This is a genomic window from Kribbella sp. NPDC058693, from assembly GCF_042715335.1.
Classification (GTDB): Bacteria; Actinomycetota; Actinomycetes; order Propionibacteriales; family Kribbellaceae; genus Kribbella; species Kribbella jiaozuonensis.
Genome location: NZ_JBHXSQ010000001.1, coordinates 1,589,169 through 1,608,888 on the forward strand (window position 1 = coordinate 1,589,169; position 19,720 = coordinate 1,608,888).

Below are 19,720 nucleotides of genomic sequence, written 5' to 3' on the forward strand. Positions count from 1 at the left end.
CGTCGGCTCATCCGACCCGACCCCGGAATGGGCCGCCCCCACCGGCCCACCCGTAGCTACAGGCCGAGAGGCGCCGACCGGAGCGCCCGGGTTGCCGGTGCCCGGCGTACCGGTGCCGGGAGCGCCCGAGGTGTCGAAGGCTGGCGTACCTGGGTTGCCTGGCTGCTGGGCGATGACCGTCGCCTCGTCCTGCCAGGCCGGAGCCCCACCCTGCGCGGGGTTGGTAGGCCCGAGGCGATCGGCGGCAACCGTCGGATCATTCGACCCAGCGCCCGGGCGCTGCGCGACAACTGTCGGGTCGTTCGCACCCGGCTGCGGCGCGAACGGGGAGTTGGTTGGGGGGTGGTGGTGGGTGATTGTGGGGTCGTTGGGGCCTGGGTCGTGGATGGTTTCTTCGTCGGGGGTGGGGCGTTGGATGGGGATGGCTCGGGCGGTTTCGTCGTAGTCGTCCTGGTCGCGTCTGGTCATGAAGGATCACCCAGCTTGGAGAGGACTTCTTCGGTGGTGGGCATGGCGGTGGAGCATTCGAGGCGGGACGCGACGATGGCGCCGGCGATGTTCGCGAAGCGGATGACCTTCTCGAGCGGCCATCCAGAAAGCAACCCGTGGCAGAGCGCCCCACCGAATCCATCACCGGCACCAAGCCCGTTGACCACCTCGACCGGGTACGGCGGGACCTCGACGCGCTCGTCGCGGGTCCGCGCCAGCGTCCCCCGCGGCCCCTGCTTCACGACGGCCAGATCCAACCCCCGATCCAGCAACGCCTGCGCCGCCTTGTCCGGATCGGTCTCCCCGACCGCGACCTCACACTCCTCACGGTTGCCCACAGCAACAGTGCAGTGCTCGAGCGCCCGAGACACCTGCTCATGCGCCTCATCAGGATCCGCCCAGAACATCGGCCGGTAGTCGAGATCCAGCACCGTGATCGGCCGCCGTCCGCGCGCCTCCCAGGCCGCGAAGTGCGCCGACCGCGACGGCTCCGCGGACAGCCCGGTCACCGTCGACCAGTAGATCCGCGCCTCCCGGATCGCATCCAGGTCGAGCTCAGCAGGATTGATCACCAGGTCCGGCGCCTTCGGGAACCGGTAGAAGTACAGCGGGAAGTTGTCCGGCGGGAAGATCTCGCAGAACGTGATCGGCGTCGGCAGCCCGTCCACCGGCGAAACGAACCGGTCGTCCACCCCGAGCTCACCCAGCGTCCGGTGGATGAACGTGCCGAACGGATCGTTCCCGGTCCGGCTGATCACCGCCGACTTCCGCCCGTGCCGCGCCGCCGCGACCGCCACGTTCGTCGCGCTCCCGCCGAGGAACTTCCCGAACGACTCCACGTCCTCGAGATGCGTCCCGGCCTGCAACGGATACAGGTCGACCCCGATCCGCCCGATCGTCAGTACGTCGTCCACCATCAGACCCGACCCGCAATCTCACGCAAATGCGCGACGCTCGTCCGTACGTCGACCACCGGCCCGTCGCCGGTCGGCCGGTCCGGGAGGATCGTGTCCTGCTCGAGCACGTACCAACCGTCGTACCCAGCCTGCTCCAGCGTCCCCACGATCGTCGCGATATCGATGTCCCCGGCACCCAACGGCCGGTACATCCCCTGCCGTACGGCGTCCGTGTAGCTGACCTCGCCCGCCTGCACCCGCCGCGCCCACGAGGCGTCGACGTCCTTCAGATGCGTGTGCCGGACCCGACGGGTGTGCTTGACCACGAGCGCGACCGGGTCGACCCCGCCGATCAGCAGGTGACCGGTGTCGAGCGTGAGCCCGATCGACGACCCGCTCAGGACACGGTCGACATCAGCAGCGTTCTCGACCATGGTCCCGACGTGCGGGTGGATCGTGGCGAGCACCCCACTCGCCGCCGCGAGCATGGCCAGCTTGTCCAGGTTTCCGAGCAGCGTGCTCCAGCCGGCCTCGTCGAGCACCGGGCGATCGTCGTACCCGTCCTGCCCGGTCGCGGCAGCAAGCACCAGCGTCGTCGCACCGGCGGCGACAAATCCCTCGAGCGCCGTCGCCACATCGAGCGACGGGTCGTACGACGGATCGTGCAGCACGACCGGCACGAACCCGCCGACCGCTCGAAGCCCCACATCTGCCAGGGTTTTCGCCTTCTCGGCCGGATCGTCCGGCAGGAACCCGTCCGGACCGAACTCGGTCGCCGCCAGGCCGACCTCGCGCATCTCGGCCAGCACCGTCTGCGGGTCGTACTGCCAGCCCCACCCGGGGACCTCGCACACACCCCACGAGATCGGCGCCCCTGCGATCCGGTGCACCAAGTCAGTCATCGGCCGCTCTCCTCCAGTCATCCGATCTCGTCCATCGTCACAACGCGATTCTCCCGGCGGGACAGTTCACAAGCGTCCGCCGTACGGAAAGCCTGGTACGCGTCCCGCACCGTGCACGGCACGTCCCGCCGACCCGCCACGACCTCGGTAAAGGCCGAAAGCTCGGCAACATAAGCCGGGCGGAAGCGATCCATGAACGTCGCATGCGGCTGACCGCCCGGGAACGTCACGCCCTCCTCGGCCGAGCGCAGCGCCGTGTGCTCGTCGAGCCCGACCGCGACCGATCCGAGGCTGCCGAGCACCTCCATCCGTACGTCGTGCCCGGCCGCGTTGTACCGCGTGCCGCTGACCGCGACGAACGTGCCGTCGTCCAGCGTCAGCAGCGCAGCCGCCGCGTCCACGTCGCCGTACTCACCGAAGAAGGACTCACCGCGGTTCGCGCCGGTCGCGAACGCGCTGACCACCTCACGCCCGGTGACGAACCGGATGATGTCGAAGTCGTGCACGGTGCAGTCGCGGAAGAAGCCGCCGCTGGTCCGGATGTACTCGGCCGGCGGCGGGAACGCGTCGTTCGTGTTCGCCCGGATGTGATGGACGAACCCGAGCTCGCCGGACCGGACCTGCGCCGCGACCGTCTGGTACCCGTGGTCGAACCGGCGCTGGAAGCCGATGTGCACCGGTACGCCGGACCCCTCGACCAGCTCCAGCACGCGCTTGGTCTCGGCCAGGTCGAGCGCCACCGGCTTCTCGCAGAACGTCGGGATGCCGGCCGCCACCCCGGCCGCGATCAGCTCCGCGTGCGCCGCCGTCGCGGCCGCGATCACGAAGCCGTCCGGACGGCTCGCAAGCAACGCGTCGACATCAGGCGCGAACTCGAGACCGAGATCCTTCGCGACCAGCTCCGCCCGGCCGGGATCCGCGTCGGCGACGACCACCTGATCCACCGCCGGCAGATCCTTGAGCGTCGCGGCGTGGAACGCCCCGATCCGCCCGACCCCGACCAACCCGATCCGCATCCCGGTCACCTCTCTGCTCGCCCAGCACGCCCCCGTCAGCTTTCCGGCAGGTGCCACCGGAGTCAAGCCTTTGTAAACACATTTTCACATCAAGACATACATACCTTCCTCATGTAACATCCCGGCCATGATTGCTCTCCCGGTCAGTATCGATCGGGCCAGTCCGGTGCCGCTCTACCACCAGCTGGCCGAGCAACTGACGTCCGCGATCACCGACGGCTCGCTCCGCCCGGGCGACCCGTTCGAGAACGAGATCGCGATGTCGGACCGGCTCGGCCTGTCCCGGCCGACCGTGCGCCGGGCGATCGCAGAGCTGGTCAACCAGGGCCTGCTGGTCCGCCGCCGCGGCATCGGCACCACCGTCGCGAGCCAGATGGTGCACCGCAAGGCCGAGCTGACCAGCCTGTACGACGACCTCGAACGCGAGGGCCGCGCGCCGCGCACCGAGGTCCTGTCACTCGACTGCGAGGCGCAGGACGATCGCGCCGCCACGATCCTCGAGCTGCCCGCCGGCACGCCGCTGGTCTCGATCGTCCGGCTCCGCTACGCCGACGACGTACCGCTGGCGATCATGCGCAACTGGTTGCCTCCGGCCCTCAACGACCTCACCCTCGAACAACTCACCCACGAAGGCCTGTACGCCGTCCTCCGCGCCCGCGGCATCCGCCCGACGGTCGCGCGCCAGCGCATCGGTGCCCGCAACGCGACCGCCGACGAACGCCGCACCCTGCACATGTCCAAGGCCGAGCCTCTGGTCACCATGACCCGCTCCGCGTACGCCGCCGACGGCTCCCCCGTCGAATACGCCACCCACTGCTACCGCGCCGACCACTACTCGGTCGACGTGGTCGTCTCCGAACGCTGACCCCTATCCCTGGTTGGCGATCAACGTCCGGACCAGCCGGAGGCCGACCGAGAGTTGGGCGAGTTCCGGGCCGTCGGTCTCGACGATCTCCTCGAGCATCGAGGAGGCGCGAGACAGGGCGACCGCGTTCTGGTCCTGCCAGGTGATGACCCGGTCCTCGGGGTCGGCCGAGGCGTCCGTGGTGGCCAGCACTTGGCGGGTGAGGCGCGAGTGGACGGCGTGCAGGTCGTCGCGGAGGGCGGCGCGGGCCATCGTCTGCCAGCGGTCGGTACGCGGCAGGCCGATGATCCGCTCCAGGAAGCGGCCCAGTTGCAGCCGCTCGCCCAGCGCGAAGTGGACCTTGGCGACCTCGAGGATGTCGATGTCGTCACGGGACGCGGTCTCGACGACGCCGAGTCCGGCGTACGCCGGGGGCAGCACCGCGATCCGGGTCGCGAAATCGTCCGCAACGCCCTTCTGCACAAGGCTTTCCCGGCGCTGCTCGAACAGGGCCAGCTCGCGACCCCGCAGTACGTCGGGCAATGCCGCGGTCAGCTTCGCGATCCCCGGACCGAAGAACTCGATCAGCTCCTCGATGTCGACCGGAGGCCGCCGGTTGCTGACCAGCCAGCGCGTCGCGCGCTCGACCAGCGTCCGGGTCTCCAGCCGCATGTGGGTCTGGGTCTCGGCGTCGACGATGTTGTCCAGCTCGGCGTTCCGCGACAGCAGCTCGGGCTGCGAGAAGATCCTGCTGGCCGCGAGATTCGCCCGTACGACGTCCTCGACCGTGCCGCCGGTCTCCAGCGAGAGCCGGTGGTACGCCGTGATGCCCGACGTGTTCACGAACTCGTTGACGACCTGCGTGGTGATGATCTCGCGCCGCAGCTGGTGGCTCTGGATCTGATCGCCGAACCGCTCCTGGATCGCCTTCGGGAAGTAGCTGGCGAGCTTGTGCTTGAGGAACGGGTCGTCCGGCAGCGTGGTCCTGAGCAGCTCGGCTTCCATCACGATCTTGGTGTACGCGATCAGCACCGACAGCTCCGGCGACGTCAGCCCGCGCCCCTCGGCCTTGCGCCGCTTGAACTCGGTCACGCTGGGCAGGAACTCCAGCTCGCGGTCGAGCAGGCCTTGACGCTCCAAGCGCCGTACCCAGTCCTGGTGGACGTGCATGAGCGCCACGGCCTGGGCGCCGGCGTTGGCGAGCGCGATGTTCTGCCGGTAGTTGCTCTTCAGCACCAGCGCGCCGACCTCGTCGGTCATCGACGCGATGATGTCGTTGCGCTGCTTCTCGGTCAGGTCGCCGTCGGCAACCACCTTGTCCAGCAGGATCTTGATGTTGACCTCGTGGTCGGAGGTGTCCACACCGGCCACGTTGTCGATGAAGTCGGTGTTGATCCGGCCGCCGGCCGCGGCGTACTCGATCCGGCCGAGCTGGGTGAAGCCGAGGTTGCCGCCCTCACCGACCGCGCGAGCGCGCAGGTCGGCGCCGTTGATCCGGATCGCGTCGTTGGCCTTGTCGCCGACGTCGGCGTTCGACTCGGCCGACGACTTCACGTACGTCCCGATACCGCCGTTCCAGAACAGGTCGACCGGCGCCTTCAGGATCGCGTTCATCAGCTCGGCCGGCGTCAGCGTGGTCGAGCTGCCCTCGATACCGAGTACGTCGCGCACCTCGGCCGAGATCGGGATCGCCTTGTCGGTCCGCGGGAACACCCCGCCGCCGGCCGAGATCAGCGAGGCGTTGTAGTCCGCCCACGACGACCGCGGCAGCTCGAACAGCCGCCGCCGCTCGGCGAATGACGACGCCGCGTCGGGCGCCGGGTCGAGGAAGATGTGCCGGTGGTCGAACGCGGCGACCAGCCGGATGTGTTCGGACAGCAGCATCCCGTTGCCGAACACGTCACCGGACATGTCGCCGACGCCGACGACGGTGAAGTCCTCGGTCTGGCAGTCCACACCCATCTCGCGGAAGTGCCGCTTGACCGACTCCCACGCGCCGCGGGCGGTGATACCCATCGCCTTGTGGTCGTACCCGACCGAGCCGCCGGACGCGAACGCGTCGCCCAGCCAGAACCCGTACTCCTTCGCGACCCCGTTCGCGATGTCCGAGAACGTCGCAGTTCCCTTGTCGGCGGCAACGACCAGGTAGGCGTCGTCACCGTCGTACCGGACCACGTCCTTCGGGGGAACGATGTCACCGGCAACGATGTTGTCGGTGATGTCCAGCAGTCCGGAGATGAAGGTCTTGTACGACGCGATGCCCTCGGCCAGCCAGGCGTCCCGGTCGACGGACGGGTCCGGCAGCTGCTTGGCGTAGAACCCGCCCTTCGCGCCGACCGGCACGATCACCGAGTTCTTCACCATCTGCGCCTTGACCAGGCCGAGCACCTCGGTGCGGAAGTCCTCGCGCCGGTCGGACCAGCGCAGACCGCCGCGGGCGACCGCGCCGAACCGCAGGTGCACACCTTCGACCTGCGGCGAGTACACGAAGATCTCGTACGCCGGCCGCGGCTGCGGCAGGTCCGGGATCGCCTTCGGCTCCAGCTTCAGCGACAGGTACGACCGCGGTTGCCCGTCGGGACCCGGCTGGAAGTAGTTGGTCCGCAGCGTCGCCTTCATCACGGTCAGGTACGACCGCAGGATCCGGTCCTCGTCCAGGCTCTGCACGGTGTCCAGCGTGGCCAGGATCTCCTTCTCCAGCTGGTCCACCCGCATGGCCCGGTCCGGGTCGTCGGCCGGGCCGCGGGCCGGGTCGAAGCTGGTCTCGAACAGCTGCACCAGCAGGCCCGCGACGTCCACGTGGTTCAGGAACGTGTTCTGGATGTAGTCCTGGCTGAACGGCGTACCGCCCTGGCGGATGTAGCGCTGGTACGCGCGCAGGATCGACACCTGCCGCCAGCTGAGGTTGCCACGCAGTACCAGCGCGTTCAGCTTGTCGGACTCGGCCCGGCCCTCCCAGACGGCCTGGAACGTGTCCGAGAACAGCTTGCGCAGTTCCTCGCGCTCCTGGGTGTCCTCGGGCGCCTTCAGGCCGAAGTCGTAGATGTAGGCCATCGTGCCGTCGTCGCAGCGGATCTCGTACGGCCGCTCGTCGATCACCTCGACGCCCATCGCGCTCAGATGGGGCAGCACCTGCGACAGCGACAGCGCCGTACCCCGCCGGAAGACCTTGAAGCGGCGCTCGCCTTCCCACTCCTCCTCGATCGGGCTGTAGAGCGACATGGCCAGACCGTCCTCGGCCGGCAGGCTCTCCAGGACGTGTACGTCGTTGACCGCGACGCGCGCGTCGAAGTCCTCCTTGTACGCCTCCGGGAACGCCTGCGCGTACCGGCGGGACAGCTTGGTGACCGCGCCGTCGCCGCCCTGCGCGTGCAGCGCCGCGGTGAAGTCGTCGGCCCACGCACGGGTCGCGTCGATCACCTGCTGCTCGAGCAGGTCCGGGTCGTACTCCCCGACCGTCTCGCCCTGCTTCATCCGGACGACGAAGTGCACGCGGGCCAGCACCGACTCGGTGACGTAGGCGGCGTACGTGACGGTCTCCGCGCCGATGGCGTCCTTCAGGATCTGCTGCATCTTCAGCCGGACCGCAGTGGTGTAGCGGTCACGCGGCAGGTACACCAGGCAGGACAGGTACCGGTTGTAGACGTCACGCCGTACGAACAGCTTGACCGCGCGCCGCTCCTGCAGGTGCAGCACCGACTGGACGATCGGCAGCAGGTCCTCCACCGGGGCCTGTAGCAGCTCGTCGCGCGGGTAGGTCTCCAGTACGTCGAGCAGGCCCTTGCCGCTGTGGCTGTTCGGGTCGAAGCCGGTCAGGCGGAACAGCTCCAGCGCCTTGCGCCGCAGCACCGGCACCTGCATGACGCTCTCGGTGTACGCCGTCGAGGAGAGCAGACCGATGAACCGGCACTCCCGGACCGGCTCGCCGTTCTCGTCGAACTGCTTGATGCCCACGTAGTCGAGGTAGGTCGAGCGGTGCACGGTGGAGCGCGAGTTGGCCTTGGTCAGGATCAGGAGCTTCCGCTCCTGCGCCTTGGCGCTCACCTCGGGCGGCAGCTTGCCGGAGCCTGGCTTCGGGTCCGGCCGGAGGATGCCCAGCCCTGTCCCGGGCCGGCCGCGCAGGATGCCCTGCTGGCCCTCCATGGTGAAGTCGTACTCGCGGTAGCCGAGAAACGTGAAGTGCTCGTCGGCCAGCCACTCCAGCAGCTCGCGGGCCTCCTCCACCTCGCTCTCAGGGACCGGTAGGTCGTCGGCCGTCAGCCCGGCGGCGATGCTGACCGCCTTCTCGTGCATCTTCGGCCAGTCCTCGACCGCCTCGCGGACGTCGTTCAGCACCTTCTGCAGCGCCTGCTCGAGGGCGCGGTGCTCAGCGACGTCAGCGATCCGCTCGATCTCCAGGTGCATCCAGCTCTCGCGGACCAGGTCGTGCCCGTCCGCGGCGGCGCTGTCGTCCAGGACCTCCTGCAGCGTGCCGGCGACATCACGGCGTACGACGAACTGCGGGTGGATCAGCAGCTGGAGCTCGAGGTTGTGCTCGGTGATCGCCATCGAGGCGCTGTCGACCAGGAACGGCATGTCGTCGATGACGATCTCGACCACGGTCCGGCCGCTCGCGGACCAGCCGTGCTCGTCGACGGTCGGGGTGAAGACGTGCACCTTCGCCGTACCCTGCGGGCGGCTCATCGCGGACTTGTAGTGGTGCCGCGCGGCGCCCAGGCAGTCGTTCGGCTGGCGCTCGGCGACGTCCTCGGCGGCGACGTGCCGGTAGTACTGATCCAGGAACGTCCTCAGCTTGCCCGGGTCGACGAGTTTGTCGTGCCCATGGGTGCCCGCGGCCACCGCCTTGGCGAGCACGTCTGCCTTCTGGACGTCCAGCTTGCTCTGCATTCCCCACCGTCTCCACACGTGACTTCGGCGTCGTTCTCGCCGGACCGCACGACGTTGTGCGGTCACTCAGAGATTAGTCCACCTTTGTCACTGGTGTGGTGTCGGGACGGGCCTGTCATCGATTGTTGAGGCGGAGGGCCAGAGCCGGACATGCGAGGACTGCGCGGCGTGCATCCGACAGTTCACCGGCGGTGATTTCGCGGCCGCGCAGCACCGGGAATCCCCACTCGTCGAGCAGGATGTCGTCGGGCACCAGACCTGCGCAGAGGCCGTGCCCGTCGCACCTGGTCCAGTCGATCTCGAGCTTGTTCATCGGGTACCTCCCAGGACTCCCAGAACCGGCCGGCCGCACCCCTGTCCGGAGAGGTGATGCTGTACGTCGTCGTCGAACACCTCGAGCGCGGACGTGAGGAATCTCGCAGTCCCGTCCGGGTGCGCACACGCCCCGCGCCCCGGAACCAGACCGAGGTGCCGGTGGGCGTCATGCCATCCCTGCGGATCGCCGACGGTCAGTCTGGCGAAGTCGTCGACCAGAGCGGCGAGGCCGAACACACAAGGCCCGCACTGGCCGGCCGACTGACTGGACAGCCACTGGGTGACACGGGTGATCTCACCGAGCGGGCAGGTGTCGGATCCGAGAGCCAGGATGATTCCGGCGGACACCTCCGGCCGCTGCAACGTCACGACCTCGGTGTGCTGGAGCCAGCGACCGTGGTAGCCGCCGAGTAGTACGGGTCCGGCTTGCGCACCGGCGTACTGCAGGACTGTGTCGAGTGGGATACCGGTCGGTGTCTCGATCACTCCGGGCCGCTGGACGGCGCCGTCGATCGTCAGCAGCTGCGTGCCGGGCTCACTGATCAGGCCGGTGCTGCTGAACCCGCGTGACCCGAGCCGCGCCAGTACGGCGAGCTGGGCGAACGTCTCGACGTTCGACAGGAACGTCGGGCGCCGGTGGTACCCCTTGCGCGTCGGCAACACTCTCCGGCCAGGCGGCACCGCCGTACCACCCTCGAGCACGCTCAACACCGCACGGGCCTCCCCCGCGACGAACCGCCCCGGAGTCTCCTGTACTTCGATCGCGAGCCGGTCGTCGCGCTCCATCAGAGCTTCACGGACCGAGGTGGCAGCTTGTGTGTCATGTACGGCGATCAGCACGTGCGGCGCGCCCAGTGCGTGCGCCAGACCGACCGCGCCGTCCAGGACGAGATGCGGTGACTGAGTGAGGAGCAGGCGGTCCTTGCGGCTGACCGGCTCGCTCTCCGACCCGTTGACCACGACAGCTTCCACTCCGCGAGCCGGGAGGTCCTGCAGCTTCAGCGCGACCGGGAACGCCGCTCCACCACGCCCTCTGAGTCCCACTGCTTCACACAGCTTCGTGTACTGGTCGCGGGTGAGCACGGGCACGCTGCCGTGAGTCAGCAGATGACGCTGCAGGTCCAGACGGCCCTGGCCTAGTCCGGCGAGGACTCTGGCCTCACCGATGACCCGGGTGTCGTCGAGGGTGATCATTGGGTCCTCCAGGCACGGGTGAGCTTCGGGGCGGCGTTGAGGCGGTACACGCCTGCAGTGGCGACGGCAGCAAGGCAGCTGATGGTGATCGCGAGCATCCACGGCGTACTGCGGTCTGTGCCGGCGAGCAGCGAGTGCCCGACGGCCAGCAGCCAGCCGACCGATGCCGCGATGTGGAGCTTGCGCCAGTACTTCGTGAACGTCGCGGACGCCGCCAACCGACCACGGGACGCTCCGACGAGGGACGCCAGTACCAAGCTGTAGAGGGCCAGTACGCCGACCACCATGGCGAACGGTCGATAGCCGGAGGCGAACGGCCACACCAGAACGGTCGGACTGATGGCCACGTAGCTGTCGGCGATGACTGCGACCACATGGGTCGTCAGCAGGACCAGTCCGGTCACTGCAGCCGAGCGGTGCACGTACTGCAGCCAGAACCGGCGCTCCGGTCGCCGGACGTTCGGCATGACCATGCCGAGGACGGCCGACAGCGTGAACATCACCATCGTGACCACGCCGGCCGCGCGGGCCAGGTACCACAGGGTCATCAGGCAGCCCTGCTTGCTGACGGCCAGCCCGACAACTCGGTGACCTCACCGTCGTCGGCGATCAGCCGGGCCGGGTGACCGGCCAGTTTCAGTCGACCGAGCGCGGCGTCCCCGGTGGCAACAAGCGCAGTACTGAAGGTGTTCGCGCGTACTGCGGTCGGAGCCCAGACCGATGCGGTCCGGTACCGGCCGTCCGCGGGCAATCCGGTACGCGGGTCGATGACGTGGTGCGCGTAGCCGGTAGGGGTCTGCCAACGCCGTACCGTGCGGGTTGACGTGGTCAGACCGCCATGGGCGAGCGTGACGAGGACGCCCTCCTCGCCGGCGCGTTCGGCGACAGTTATTACCCACGGCTTGGCCGGCGTACCGGCGGCCCTGAGGTCGCCGCCGATCTCGACCAGGACGGCGCAGCCGTAGCGCTTGCTGACGACGTTCGCTGCACGGTCGGCGGTCCAGGCCTTCGCGGTCGCGCCCAGGTCGAGCGCGCTGTCCGTCGGTACGCCGAGCAGGGCGAGCTTGCGGTTGAGGCGGACCTCCTGCCAGCCCGCGACCGGCTTCGGGTCGTCGGGTGCCTGCGGAAAGCGGCGCCGCACCGCCTCGATGTCGGCGTCGTACCCGGCCGCGACGACTGCCTGACCAACGGTCGGGTCGACCGCGCCGCCGCTCATCTGGGCCGCGATCAAGCTGACGTCGACGAGATCGACGAGCAGGCGGGACACCGGTACCAGTGCACCAGCGCGAGTGTTAACGGCCGACAGCTCGGAGTCCGGACGGAAGCGGCTGGCGGCCTTGTCGACTCGGTCCATCAGCGTCTTGAGCTCACCGCAGGCGGCACCGAGTACGGCGGGGTCGTCGACGGTCAGCCGGACCGTGCAACTCCACGCGGTCCAGGTCCGGGAGGCGGTCATGACCCGTTGCTCCCACCTTGCGACGTCGAGCCGGAGCTGGACGAGCCGAGCCCGCTGCTCGAGCTGGAACCGCTGTTGTCGTCGGAGCTGCTGCTCGAACTGGAGCCGCTGTTGTCGTCGGAGTTGCTCGAGGTGGCCGTCGTACCGGTGCTGTCGTTACTCTTCGACGACGCGACCGCGACCGAGATCCCGGTCGCGCCGACGCCGAGGACGGCGGTGGCTATCGCGGCTGCGGACGCCCGGTGCAACCAGCGCCGGCGGATGGACTGGGGTTTGCCTGTGGTGACCATGGCATCAGCCTCGGCCGAAGCCCCTCAGCCGCACTCCAAGAGAAGATCAAGCCACCGTCAAGTCTTGCTGAAAGCTCTCTGAGAGCACCTCTCAGGAGCGGTCCTCCAGCGGGCAGTCGGTGTCGCAGTGCTTGCCGATCGTCGCGACGACCTCGTCCGACACCTCGCCGAGCACCGACATCCGATCGGGGCCGAACACGTCGACGAAGAACTCCCGGACCCGGGCCGCATGGGCCGGCGCGCACGCCTTGATCGCGGCCATCCCCTCCTCGGTGATGGCGATCTCCGGGTACCGCGACTCGCAGGCCTCCTTGCGGATCAGGCCGCGCTTCTCCATCCGGGTCAGGTGGTGCGACAGCCGGCTCTTCTCCCACTGGGTCGACCGGCTCAGCTCGAACGCGCGCATCCGGCCGGACTCCGACTCGGACAGGTTGACCAGGATCTCGAAGTCCGACTTGGACAGGCCGAAGTCCCGCTGGAGGTGCCGTTCCAGGTGCGTCTCCAGCGTCCGGGTCATCAGCAGATAGCTGCGCCACGCCTTCTGCTCGTCGTCGTCGAGCCACGGTTCCTTGCTCACGAAACCCATCCTACCCGGTCGGGTTGACACATCAACCAAACGAGCTACGATCGGTCGAGTTGACACATCAACCTAACTCATCGAGGAGTGACTGGATATGACCAAGCTGATCGCTGTCGTCGGCGCCACCGGGAACCAGGGCGGCGGTCTCGTCCGCGCGATCCTGGCCGACACGTCCGGCGAGTACGCCGTCCGCGCGTTGACGCGGAACCCGTCGTCCGCGAAGGCCCAGGAGCTCGCTGCGGCGGGCGCCGAGGTGGTCGCGGCCGACCTCGACGACGAGGCGAGCGTGCGGGCCGCGTTCGACGGCGTGTACGGCGCTTTCGTGGTGACGAACTACTGGGTCGAGCGGACCCCGGAGGAAGAGGCCGCCCGCACCCGCGCAGAGATGGAGCTCGACCAGGCCGAGATCGCCGCGCGGGCCGCCCGCGACGCCGGCGTACAGCACGTGGTCTGGTCGACGCTCGAGGACACCAGGACGTTCTTCGCCGGGCGCGACGACGTACCGAGCCTGGACGACGGCCGCTACAAGGTCCCGCACTTCGACGCGAAGGGCGAGGCCGACGAGATCTTCACGAAGTACGGCGTACCGACGACGTTCCTGCGGACCACGTTCTACTTCGACGCGTTCATCGCCGGCCTCCCGCCGGCGCGCAACGCCGACGGCAAGCTGACCATCACGATCCCGATGGCCGACCGCCCGCTGTCCGGCGTCGCCTCCGAAGACATCGGCCGCACCGCCTTCGCCATCCTCAAGCACCCCGACCTGATCGGCGAAACCATCAGCATCGCCGGCGACCACCTCACCGGCGACCAGTACGCCGCCGCCCTCTCCGAAGCCCTCGGCGAAGAAGTCCTCTACCACGCCCCCAGCTGGGAAGAGTTCCGCGAATACCCGTTCCCGATGGCCGTCGAGATGAGCAACATGTTCCAGTTCTACGCGGAAGACCACACCCGCTTCACCGGCGACCGCGACGTCGCCAAGGTCCGCGAACTGAACCCCGAACTGGAGTCCTTCGCCGACTGGCTCGACAAGCACCGCGAAGAGCTCAAAGCCTCCCAAAACTAACGAACCCGCACTCCACCGCGGCGGCCTGAGGAGTGCCCCCCAGGCCGCCGCACATCCGACCGATCCACACTCATCAACTCGCGTCATTGACCGCCATTTCGCAGCACCTCACGGAGCAGTGACGGAGCAGGGCACACCTGACCGACAAGTACATACGTCCGAAGACCATGCACTCCGACGCCATGCTCGGTCGGTTGACAGTGCGCCCGTCCGACGACGGATACAAGACGTTCGGCGTCTGGGACAGCGCGGTAAACGGCTGGCGCGCAACACGCATCGCCAACGAGCCGAAGGCCCGCGAATTGGCCTCCGACCTCGACATCCGGTACGACGCCCACGGCCCGCGCCCTCCCGACGCGATCCGTCACGTCCATCCGTGCCAAGAGGTCCAACACCCCACCTGGTCCACCGGCGAACTCGACGTCTCGATCCGCAACAACGGCGAATGGCTAGGCCGAGTCCGCGACAAGAACGGCCACATCACCTGGATCCCAGGCACCGACCTCCGACCCCTCTGAAATCAGACACGCGGAACTCCGGCCGCAGCCGACGCATCGAGCCACCTCGAGAGCCCCGTCCAGGATCACCCCCCGAGCAGCCTGGTCGAACCGCGGTTTCGCTCTAGCCGGCCCTGAAAATCAGCCAGACCCTCGGTGAAGGCGTGTTCGTCTCCCTCGCGATCGAGGCTGCCATCAAGGCAGGTACGGCGCTCGTCGCCGACCGCCGCCACTCCTGGCCAAGGAGTAACGGATGCCCCGCAGGGAGCAGCAGCTCGGCCCGGTTGATGGCCCGGTGGCGCAGTTCGCGGTCCAGCTTCGGCGTGTCCGAAGCCGGGCCGACACGACGTACCGCGCGATGCCCGGGAGACGTGCGTTGTGCTGATGCCAGTCTGGCCGGCGCGAAGTACTGTCGACACGCGTGCCCCCGGGGACGCACCCAGTTGCGCGGCCCAGTAGGTGGGAGGCGAGGCATGGCCGCGATGGGGAGGTTCCCCCCCCCCGGCACTTCAACACAGGGAAGAGCTGGAAGCTGGTGGCAATAGCCTGCCAACACCGCGGGAGTGCAGTGGATCGGGAGGTGGAGCCGGTGCCGCAGGGACCGACGCCGCGCGAAGCTGCCGTCTATGAGCTAGTGAGACGCTGCTTACGTGCGGCCGAGATCGAACACTGGGATACCGCCTGATCCCGCATCAATTCTCAACCGGTTGACTTACTCGCCCCAGCGCTCGAACGGGAAGAGTTCGACCAATACAACTCGTCTCCCTGAGTCACGTCGACAGGCTCAGCGCGAAATGCCAGGTTGCGACACCACCATGACGGGCGTCATAAGGGGACCTCCATTCAAGGGTTGTCTGGTCCGGAGGTGGAGCGTGTCACCTGCGCTCCCTAGCCCCCACATCACCCGACCATCGGCAGAAAGATGTAGAGCACATGCTCACACAGTTGGGGTGGACTCGGTGAAGTAGCTCGTGCCGCCCAGGGCGGTGACATATCCGCTCGCCGCGTATACCGGGTAGGCGTAAGGAACAGTATGTCCGAAGCACACCGACCATGAATTCGCGGCCACTCCCGATTTGCCGCAGCCCCACGACCCTATGATGTCCCCGTGGGGCTGGTCCCAGAGCTCCGCGTACGCTACTGCGGTGACGAGGTCCCCAGAGTTGTTGCGCACGATCACTGCAGTCTGGGCACCGGGGCTGAACGCCGACCTGACCGCGCAGAGCTGCGCGTTGATCTTCCACCCCGCGCCGATGGACTTGGTGCACTTCCATGTGCTGCTACTCGAGGTGATCGGGTTGGTGTTGCCGTAAGCACGCCAGGCCCCGTCCCCGGTCCCGGGCGGAAACCCGGTTGCCGAGGCGATGTCGGCGGAGGCAATGCCGACGCTTGCCGTGCTCACCCCGAGAACTGATATGGCGGTTACGGCGAATACTGCGAACAATCGTAGGATTCGCATGTTGATCCTTTCTGATTTCTCTGTTTCCGTCGACTCAGCGGGTGTCGCTGATATCGCCGCTCATGGCGACGACCCGAGCTTTGTGCGCTGTAGAGTACGCCGCGCCCGTGCCGAGTCGCGTAAGTTTCGAACGGGGTCGAACTGAGGGACATTGCGGTGATCAGGCCACTGATCGCGTTGTCGTCGTATCCGGCCGTCAGGGCAATTGCTGACGCGCTTCTCTGGAAGCCTCTGACAGCCAGCAGATGATTCCAATTCGCGTGACGAACCGTGTCACGCCCAGCCATCACGGCTCCTGAGCGGGGATGACTCCTCTGTGCGACATCGTCCGGCGTTCCGGCTTCGATGTCGGCAAGCCAGGGGTACGCGCCCCATGGGCGTCGCGCAGCGGGCAGAGCCGATGGGTTGGCAACCGGTGCATATTCGAGGTGTGCGGTATTCCGGGCCCTTCGGGCTATCGAGGATCTGGCGCAGCGGTAGTGGATGACTGCGCCAGCACCTAGCGATGCTTCGGTTGCCAGGTGCCGTGCGTGTAGAAGTCGGGGAACGGTCCGCCTGGTGCGACGGTGCGCGGTTGTCCGCCCGCGGCGGGCAGGATCCAGAGGCTGCGCGTCGTTGGCGTCACAGCGGTGACCACGAGGTCCTTTCCATCTGGGGCGTAGCGCGGCTGGGTTGCCCGCAGTTGGTCGGTCCGGAGGTTGGTGAGCTTCTGCATCCGAGTGCCATTGGGGCGGATGCGGTAGAGGTTGGAGATCTGACAGCACTGAAACTCCGCCAGTGGGTACGTCGAAAACACGATCCACTGTCCGTCGGGTGACCAGGACGGCGAGCCCGCGAACATCGCCGGATTGGTGAGTCGATGCTCGCCCGTACCGTCGGCTCGGATCGTGAATACCGCGGTACCTGTCGGGCGGCCATCGACGTACGGATCACGCCAGTACGCCAGGTGCTTGCCGTCCGGTGACCACGTCGGGTTGTACTCGCGGTCGCACTCGGTGCCGCGGTTGCTGGTGATCTGGCGTACCGCGCCGGTGCGGCGATCGCCGATCCACAAGCTGCAGTCCGCCGGGAGTCCCTCGTCGCTGAACGGGCCCAGGTAGCGGATGAACGCCATGTGCCGCCCATCCGGGGAATAGGCGGGCTCGTCGTACCCCACGCAGGGACTGTTGCAGTCAAACAGTTGCCGCGACGTGTGTTTGATCGTGTCGTACTCATAGATCAGGTCGCCGTTCTCCGAGCGTGAGATGAAGGCGAGGTAGCGGCCGTCCGGCGACCAATCCGGCAGCAAGCGCTCGCCGGGAGCGTCGGTTGCCACTTCGTGGTTGTGGGTCCCGTCCGGGCGAATGAGCCACACACCTTCTTGGCCCGATCGGCTCGACTGGTAAGCGATCCACTGCCCGTTGCCAGACCGTCCACCGCCGGCCGATGCCGCGGTCGGAGCAGACAGAAGGCACGCTGCCACGACCAGCGCCAATACAGCTACAAGCCATCTCCTCATGGCCCCTCCCCCAATCGGACCCACCGTAGGTCCTGACTACGAGCGTGGGTAGAGCTGGCACCTGGTGCACGACGGCGGCCCGGCCTACAGATCAGCGCAGATCGTTGCGTCTGACCAGGAAGGTTCGCTCCGCAGTCGTGTCGAAACTCCTGCTCAGGCTTCGGGTTCGCACGGCCTGTACACGGCATCGAGGGGTCGGCACACTGATTGGCAGGGAATTGAGGGGTCGTGGGGGCGATGCAGATCTTTGGGGTGCAGGCCACCGGACGCATGGGGAGAGCAATGCTCGTGCTCGTGCTCGCCATGGGGATGATGAGCAGTACGCGTGCCGCTGAAGCACGCGCATCCGCGCCGCCTGCTAAGGCGCACGTGTACAGCCACAACGGTCAGATCGTTTTCGATCGTGTGAGTGCCGATGGCGAAGCCATCATTACGAGCAATCCGGACGGGGCCGGGCAACATCCGCTGGGTGTCGGGGGCTGTTGCGCCGATTGGTCACCGGATGGCAGCAGGCTTGCCCTGGCTGGGCCGGCCGGCTGGCCCACTCCGGATGGCCGGATCGGAACTGCGATCGTGAACCCGGACGGCAGTGGTTACCACGTCCTGCCTATTCCAGTTGCCGGATTGAACCTCGGCTGCTTTCCTTGGTCACCGAATGGGAAGCGACTGGCCTGCAGCGGCTGGGACGACAACGATCCATCTCGCAGCGGTGTCTACACGGTTCGCAGCTCGGACGGTGGCGGTCTGGTGCGCCTGGCCAAGAACCCGTACGGCGGGATCGACGACCCAGGTGACTACTCACCGGACGGTTCGCAGATCGTGTTTGTGCGCGAGAACCCGAACCTCGCCGAAGGACACAACAAGGCCCTGTTCGTTGTGGACACCAACGGATCCAGGAGTCGGCAAATTACCCGCTGGGGTCAGGGCGGCTGCTGTACCGCCAGCTGGTCGCCTGACGGGCGATGGATCCTGTTCGACGCACCAGCACCGGATAAGCACGCGCTGTTTGTCGTGCACCCGAATGGCGATGGTCTGCACAAGATCCCTCTCCGTACCGGCGAGAGTTGGTACGACGCGTTCGAACCCGTATGGTCGCCGAACGGCAAGCACATCGCATTCAGCATGTACCTGCCCTCCCTCGGGCAGGATGACATCTTCACCGTGCGAGCAAACGGAACCGGTCTGGTTCAGGTCACGAACACCCCCGACCACGAAGGACAAGTGGACTGGGGACGTCACCAGTTGGATCGCTGATATTGCCCAGATCGGCTTCCGACCCCGCCGTCAGTACACGACTCGACATTCGCGCGACCAGCTTTGTCCGCCTGGACAGCCCATTGGCTCAACGTGCAGCCGACGGAGCGTGACATGGATGCGTCAGAGCGATCTGTCGTCTGGATGAGCCGGGCCAGTTTGACCGGCAACCGGTGCACATTCGAGCTGTCCGGTATTCCGTCGTCTTTGGGCGGGCAGGGACTGTGATCACTGACTCTGGTTCGCGAGCAGAGTTGGGCCATGAGGACAGGGCATCGTCGTCGAGCTTCGACAAGTACGCTCAAGTGCGCGTGAGCTCGTACGCCTGGAATATTCGCTCTTGACCTGTGCACGAGACGACATCGGCTATGGCTGTATCTACGAAACCTCCACCGACGATTACCTCGTCGCCCAGGCGGCCGGCCATCTGTCCAGCTGCATCGAGCAGGGCGATAACACCGTCACGGAGTGCGACACTCCAGCCTAGAGGCCAGGCCACATCGATGTCGACGAGGCTGTGGACGCCGACTGCGAAGCTGATCTGGGTGCGGACAACCAGGCAGTTTGTGACAGTGTCGATCTCGAGGGTTCCGATCAACCCAGCCTGCAACGCCACGCTGGGGGTTTGACGTTGAACGGTCAGGCCAGGCATCGAAGCATCGTGGCTCTGATCCGCGTCGGGACTCATCAGATCATCTCCAGACCGTCTCTGCGCCGCCGACCAACGAGGCCGCATCAACCTCGAGCAGCGTACGTGTTCTCGGCTGCGGCCGAGGACACACACCTAATCAAGCCTTGCTAGGGCAGCAGAAGCCAGGCATGCACCTTGCTGCTGATGTCGGTGACCGGTACCCAGACACACGCCCCCGCGCACGGTCCCGAGTTGACGCCCTGCCGACCAGGCAAACGCCCAGAGCAGCACCGCCAACCCCCGAAGGGCCACGCTCCAACTCCAGAACCGCCGCCCCACGCCCACGCCATGATCGCCTCACACCAGCAGGCTAAGCCCCGGCACCGCCGCGACGCTTGCTTCTGTCGCTTGGACGGTCAGGACTACGCCCGTCACCTCGAAACAAG

General features: G+C 67.3%; 18 protein-coding genes. 6 read left to right on the forward strand and 12 right to left on the reverse strand.

Features of this window, described 5'->3' with window-relative positions; genetic code table 11:
- Positions 1–464: 464 nt before the first annotated feature.
- From iolC to ACFWUU_RS07640, 3 genes are read right to left on the reverse strand one after another with little or no spacing between them, the layout of a single operon-like run.
- The gene (gene iolC / locus ACFWUU_RS07630; RefSeq protein WP_137253109.1) at positions 465–1,406 is read right to left on the reverse strand and encodes a 5-dehydro-2-deoxygluconokinase; all 942 of its coding nucleotides are present in this window, start codon (positions 1,404–1,406) and stop codon (positions 465–467) included.
- The gene (locus ACFWUU_RS07635; protein WP_380173584.1) at positions 1,406–2,287 is read right to left on the reverse strand and encodes a sugar phosphate isomerase/epimerase family protein; all 882 of its coding nucleotides are present in this window, start codon (positions 2,285–2,287) and stop codon (positions 1,406–1,408) included. Before ACFWUU_RS07635 ends, iolC begins: the two co-directional genes overlap by 1 nt.
- 17 nt (positions 2,288–2,304) lie before the next feature.
- A complete protein-coding gene (locus tag ACFWUU_RS07640) occupies positions 2,305–3,303 on the reverse strand; it encodes a Gfo/Idh/MocA family oxidoreductase (RefSeq protein WP_380173586.1) in 999 nt (332 codons plus the stop codon).
- A gap of 127 nt (positions 3,304–3,430) precedes the next feature.
- Between ACFWUU_RS07640 and ACFWUU_RS07645 the strand changes: the two genes are divergently transcribed.
- Complete coding sequence (locus tag ACFWUU_RS07645; protein WP_137253106.1) at positions 3,431–4,168, forward strand: GntR family transcriptional regulator; 738 nt, start codon at positions 3,431–3,433, stop codon at positions 4,166–4,168.
- Positions 4,169–4,171: 3 nt separating this feature from the next.
- Here ACFWUU_RS07645 and ACFWUU_RS07650 read toward each other — a convergent pair whose 3' ends face one another.
- From ACFWUU_RS07650 to ACFWUU_RS07680, 7 genes are all read right to left on the reverse strand, one after another.
- A complete protein-coding gene (locus ACFWUU_RS07650) occupies positions 4,172–9,034 on the reverse strand; it encodes an NAD-glutamate dehydrogenase (RefSeq protein WP_380173588.1) in 4,863 nt (1,620 codons plus the stop codon).
- 115 nt (positions 9,035–9,149) lie between these two features.
- Positions 9,150–9,347, reverse strand: coding sequence for a ferredoxin (locus tag ACFWUU_RS07655; protein ID WP_130444735.1), 198 nt, complete (start codon positions 9,345–9,347; stop codon positions 9,150–9,152).
- A complete protein-coding gene (locus ACFWUU_RS07660) occupies positions 9,344–10,543 on the reverse strand; it encodes an NADH-ubiquinone oxidoreductase-F iron-sulfur binding region domain-containing protein (protein ID WP_380173590.1) in 1,200 nt (399 codons plus the stop codon). Before ACFWUU_RS07660 ends, ACFWUU_RS07655 begins: the two co-directional genes overlap by 4 nt.
- Positions 10,540–11,091, reverse strand: a complete 552-nt coding sequence (locus tag ACFWUU_RS07665) for a hypothetical protein (protein ID WP_380173591.1) — start codon at positions 11,089–11,091, stop codon at positions 10,540–10,542. Before ACFWUU_RS07665 ends, ACFWUU_RS07660 begins: the two co-directional genes overlap by 4 nt.
- Entirely contained in the window at positions 11,091–11,999 is a 909-nt protein-coding gene (locus tag ACFWUU_RS07670; RefSeq protein ID WP_380173593.1) for an FAD:protein FMN transferase, read from the reverse strand. The genes ACFWUU_RS07665 and ACFWUU_RS07670 overlap by 1 nt, the downstream gene beginning before the upstream one ends.
- Positions 11,996–12,289 (reverse strand): hypothetical protein, encoded by a 294-nt coding sequence (locus ACFWUU_RS07675; protein WP_380173595.1) that lies wholly within the window; start codon positions 12,287–12,289, stop codon positions 11,996–11,998. Before ACFWUU_RS07675 ends, ACFWUU_RS07670 begins: the two co-directional genes overlap by 4 nt.
- A gap of 91 nt (positions 12,290–12,380) precedes the next feature.
- Positions 12,381–12,866, reverse strand: coding sequence for a MarR family winged helix-turn-helix transcriptional regulator (locus tag ACFWUU_RS07680; protein ID WP_137253100.1), 486 nt, complete (start codon positions 12,864–12,866; stop codon positions 12,381–12,383).
- Between the two features lie 97 nt (positions 12,867–12,963).
- Here ACFWUU_RS07680 and ACFWUU_RS07685 point away from each other — a divergent pair, with 97 nt between their 5' ends.
- From ACFWUU_RS07685 to ACFWUU_RS07700, 4 genes are all read left to right on the forward strand, one after another.
- Positions 12,964–13,935 carry an NmrA/HSCARG family protein gene (locus ACFWUU_RS07685; protein ID WP_380173597.1) on the forward strand — a complete coding sequence of 324 codons (972 nt, stop codon included), beginning with the start codon at positions 12,964–12,966 and terminating at the stop codon, positions 13,933–13,935.
- A 194-nt stretch (positions 13,936–14,129) separates the two neighbouring features.
- A complete protein-coding gene (locus ACFWUU_RS07690) occupies positions 14,130–14,453 on the forward strand; it encodes a hypothetical protein (protein ID WP_380173599.1) in 324 nt (107 codons plus the stop codon).
- A 232-nt stretch (positions 14,454–14,685) separates the two neighbouring features.
- Positions 14,686–14,817 carry a hypothetical protein gene (locus ACFWUU_RS07695; protein WP_380173601.1) on the forward strand — a complete coding sequence of 44 codons (132 nt, stop codon included), beginning with the start codon at positions 14,686–14,688 and terminating at the stop codon, positions 14,815–14,817.
- A 760-nt stretch (positions 14,818–15,577) separates the two neighbouring features.
- Positions 15,578–15,745, forward strand: a complete 168-nt coding sequence (locus tag ACFWUU_RS07700) for a hypothetical protein (RefSeq protein ID WP_170989601.1) — start codon at positions 15,578–15,580, stop codon at positions 15,743–15,745.
- 645 nt (positions 15,746–16,390) lie between these two features.
- Here the strand turns inward: ACFWUU_RS07700 and ACFWUU_RS07705 are convergent.
- Positions 16,391–17,206 (reverse strand): hypothetical protein, encoded by an 816-nt coding sequence (locus tag ACFWUU_RS07705; RefSeq protein ID WP_380173602.1) that lies wholly within the window; start codon positions 17,204–17,206, stop codon positions 16,391–16,393.
- Positions 17,207–17,617: 411 nt separating this feature from the next.
- Here ACFWUU_RS07705 and ACFWUU_RS07710 point away from each other — a divergent pair, with 411 nt between their 5' ends.
- On the forward strand, positions 17,618–18,643 hold the full coding sequence (locus tag ACFWUU_RS07710; RefSeq protein ID WP_380173604.1) for a hypothetical protein: 1,026 nt from the start codon (positions 17,618–17,620) through the stop codon (positions 18,641–18,643).
- A gap of 301 nt (positions 18,644–18,944) precedes the next feature.
- Here ACFWUU_RS07710 and ACFWUU_RS07715 read toward each other — a convergent pair whose 3' ends face one another.
- Positions 18,945–19,331 (reverse strand): hypothetical protein, encoded by a 387-nt coding sequence (locus ACFWUU_RS07715; RefSeq protein WP_137253095.1) that lies wholly within the window; start codon positions 19,329–19,331, stop codon positions 18,945–18,947.
- Positions 19,332–19,720: the final 389 nt, after the last annotated feature.

Coding starts and splice junctions, on each gene's coding strand:
- iolC (WP_137253109.1), bottom strand. CDS start 1,406: ATGGTGGACGACGTACTGACGATCGGGCGGATCGGGGTCGACCTGTAT.
- ACFWUU_RS07635 (WP_380173584.1), bottom strand. CDS start 2,287: ATGACTGACTTGGTGCACCGGATCGCAGGGGCGCCGATCTCGTGGGGT.
- ACFWUU_RS07640 (WP_380173586.1), bottom strand. CDS start 3,303: ATGCGGATCGGGTTGGTCGGGGTCGGGCGGATCGGGGCGTTCCACGCC.
- ACFWUU_RS07645 (WP_137253106.1), top strand. CDS start 3,431: ATGATTGCTCTCCCGGTCAGTATCGATCGGGCCAGTCCGGTGCCGCTC.
- ACFWUU_RS07650 (WP_380173588.1), bottom strand. CDS start 9,034: ATGCAGAGCAAGCTGGACGTCCAGAAGGCAGACGTGCTCGCCAAGGCG.
- ACFWUU_RS07655 (WP_130444735.1), bottom strand. CDS start 9,347: ATGAACAAGCTCGAGATCGACTGGACCAGGTGCGACGGGCACGGCCTC.
- ACFWUU_RS07660 (WP_380173590.1), bottom strand. CDS start 10,543: ATGATCACCCTCGACGACACCCGGGTCATCGGTGAGGCCAGAGTCCTC.
- ACFWUU_RS07665 (WP_380173591.1), bottom strand. CDS start 11,091: ATGACCCTGTGGTACCTGGCCCGCGCGGCCGGCGTGGTCACGATGGTG.
- ACFWUU_RS07670 (WP_380173593.1), bottom strand. CDS start 11,999: ATGACCGCCTCCCGGACCTGGACCGCGTGGAGTTGCACGGTCCGGCTG.
- ACFWUU_RS07675 (WP_380173595.1), bottom strand. CDS start 12,289: ATGGTCACCACAGGCAAACCCCAGTCCATCCGCCGGCGCTGGTTGCAC.
- ACFWUU_RS07685 (WP_380173597.1), top strand. CDS start 12,964: ATGACCAAGCTGATCGCTGTCGTCGGCGCCACCGGGAACCAGGGCGGC.
- ACFWUU_RS07695 (WP_380173601.1), top strand. CDS start 14,686: ATGCCCCGCAGGGAGCAGCAGCTCGGCCCGGTTGATGGCCCGGTGGCG.
- ACFWUU_RS07715 (WP_137253095.1), bottom strand. CDS start 19,331: ATGAGTCCCGACGCGGATCAGAGCCACGATGCTTCGATGCCTGGCCTG.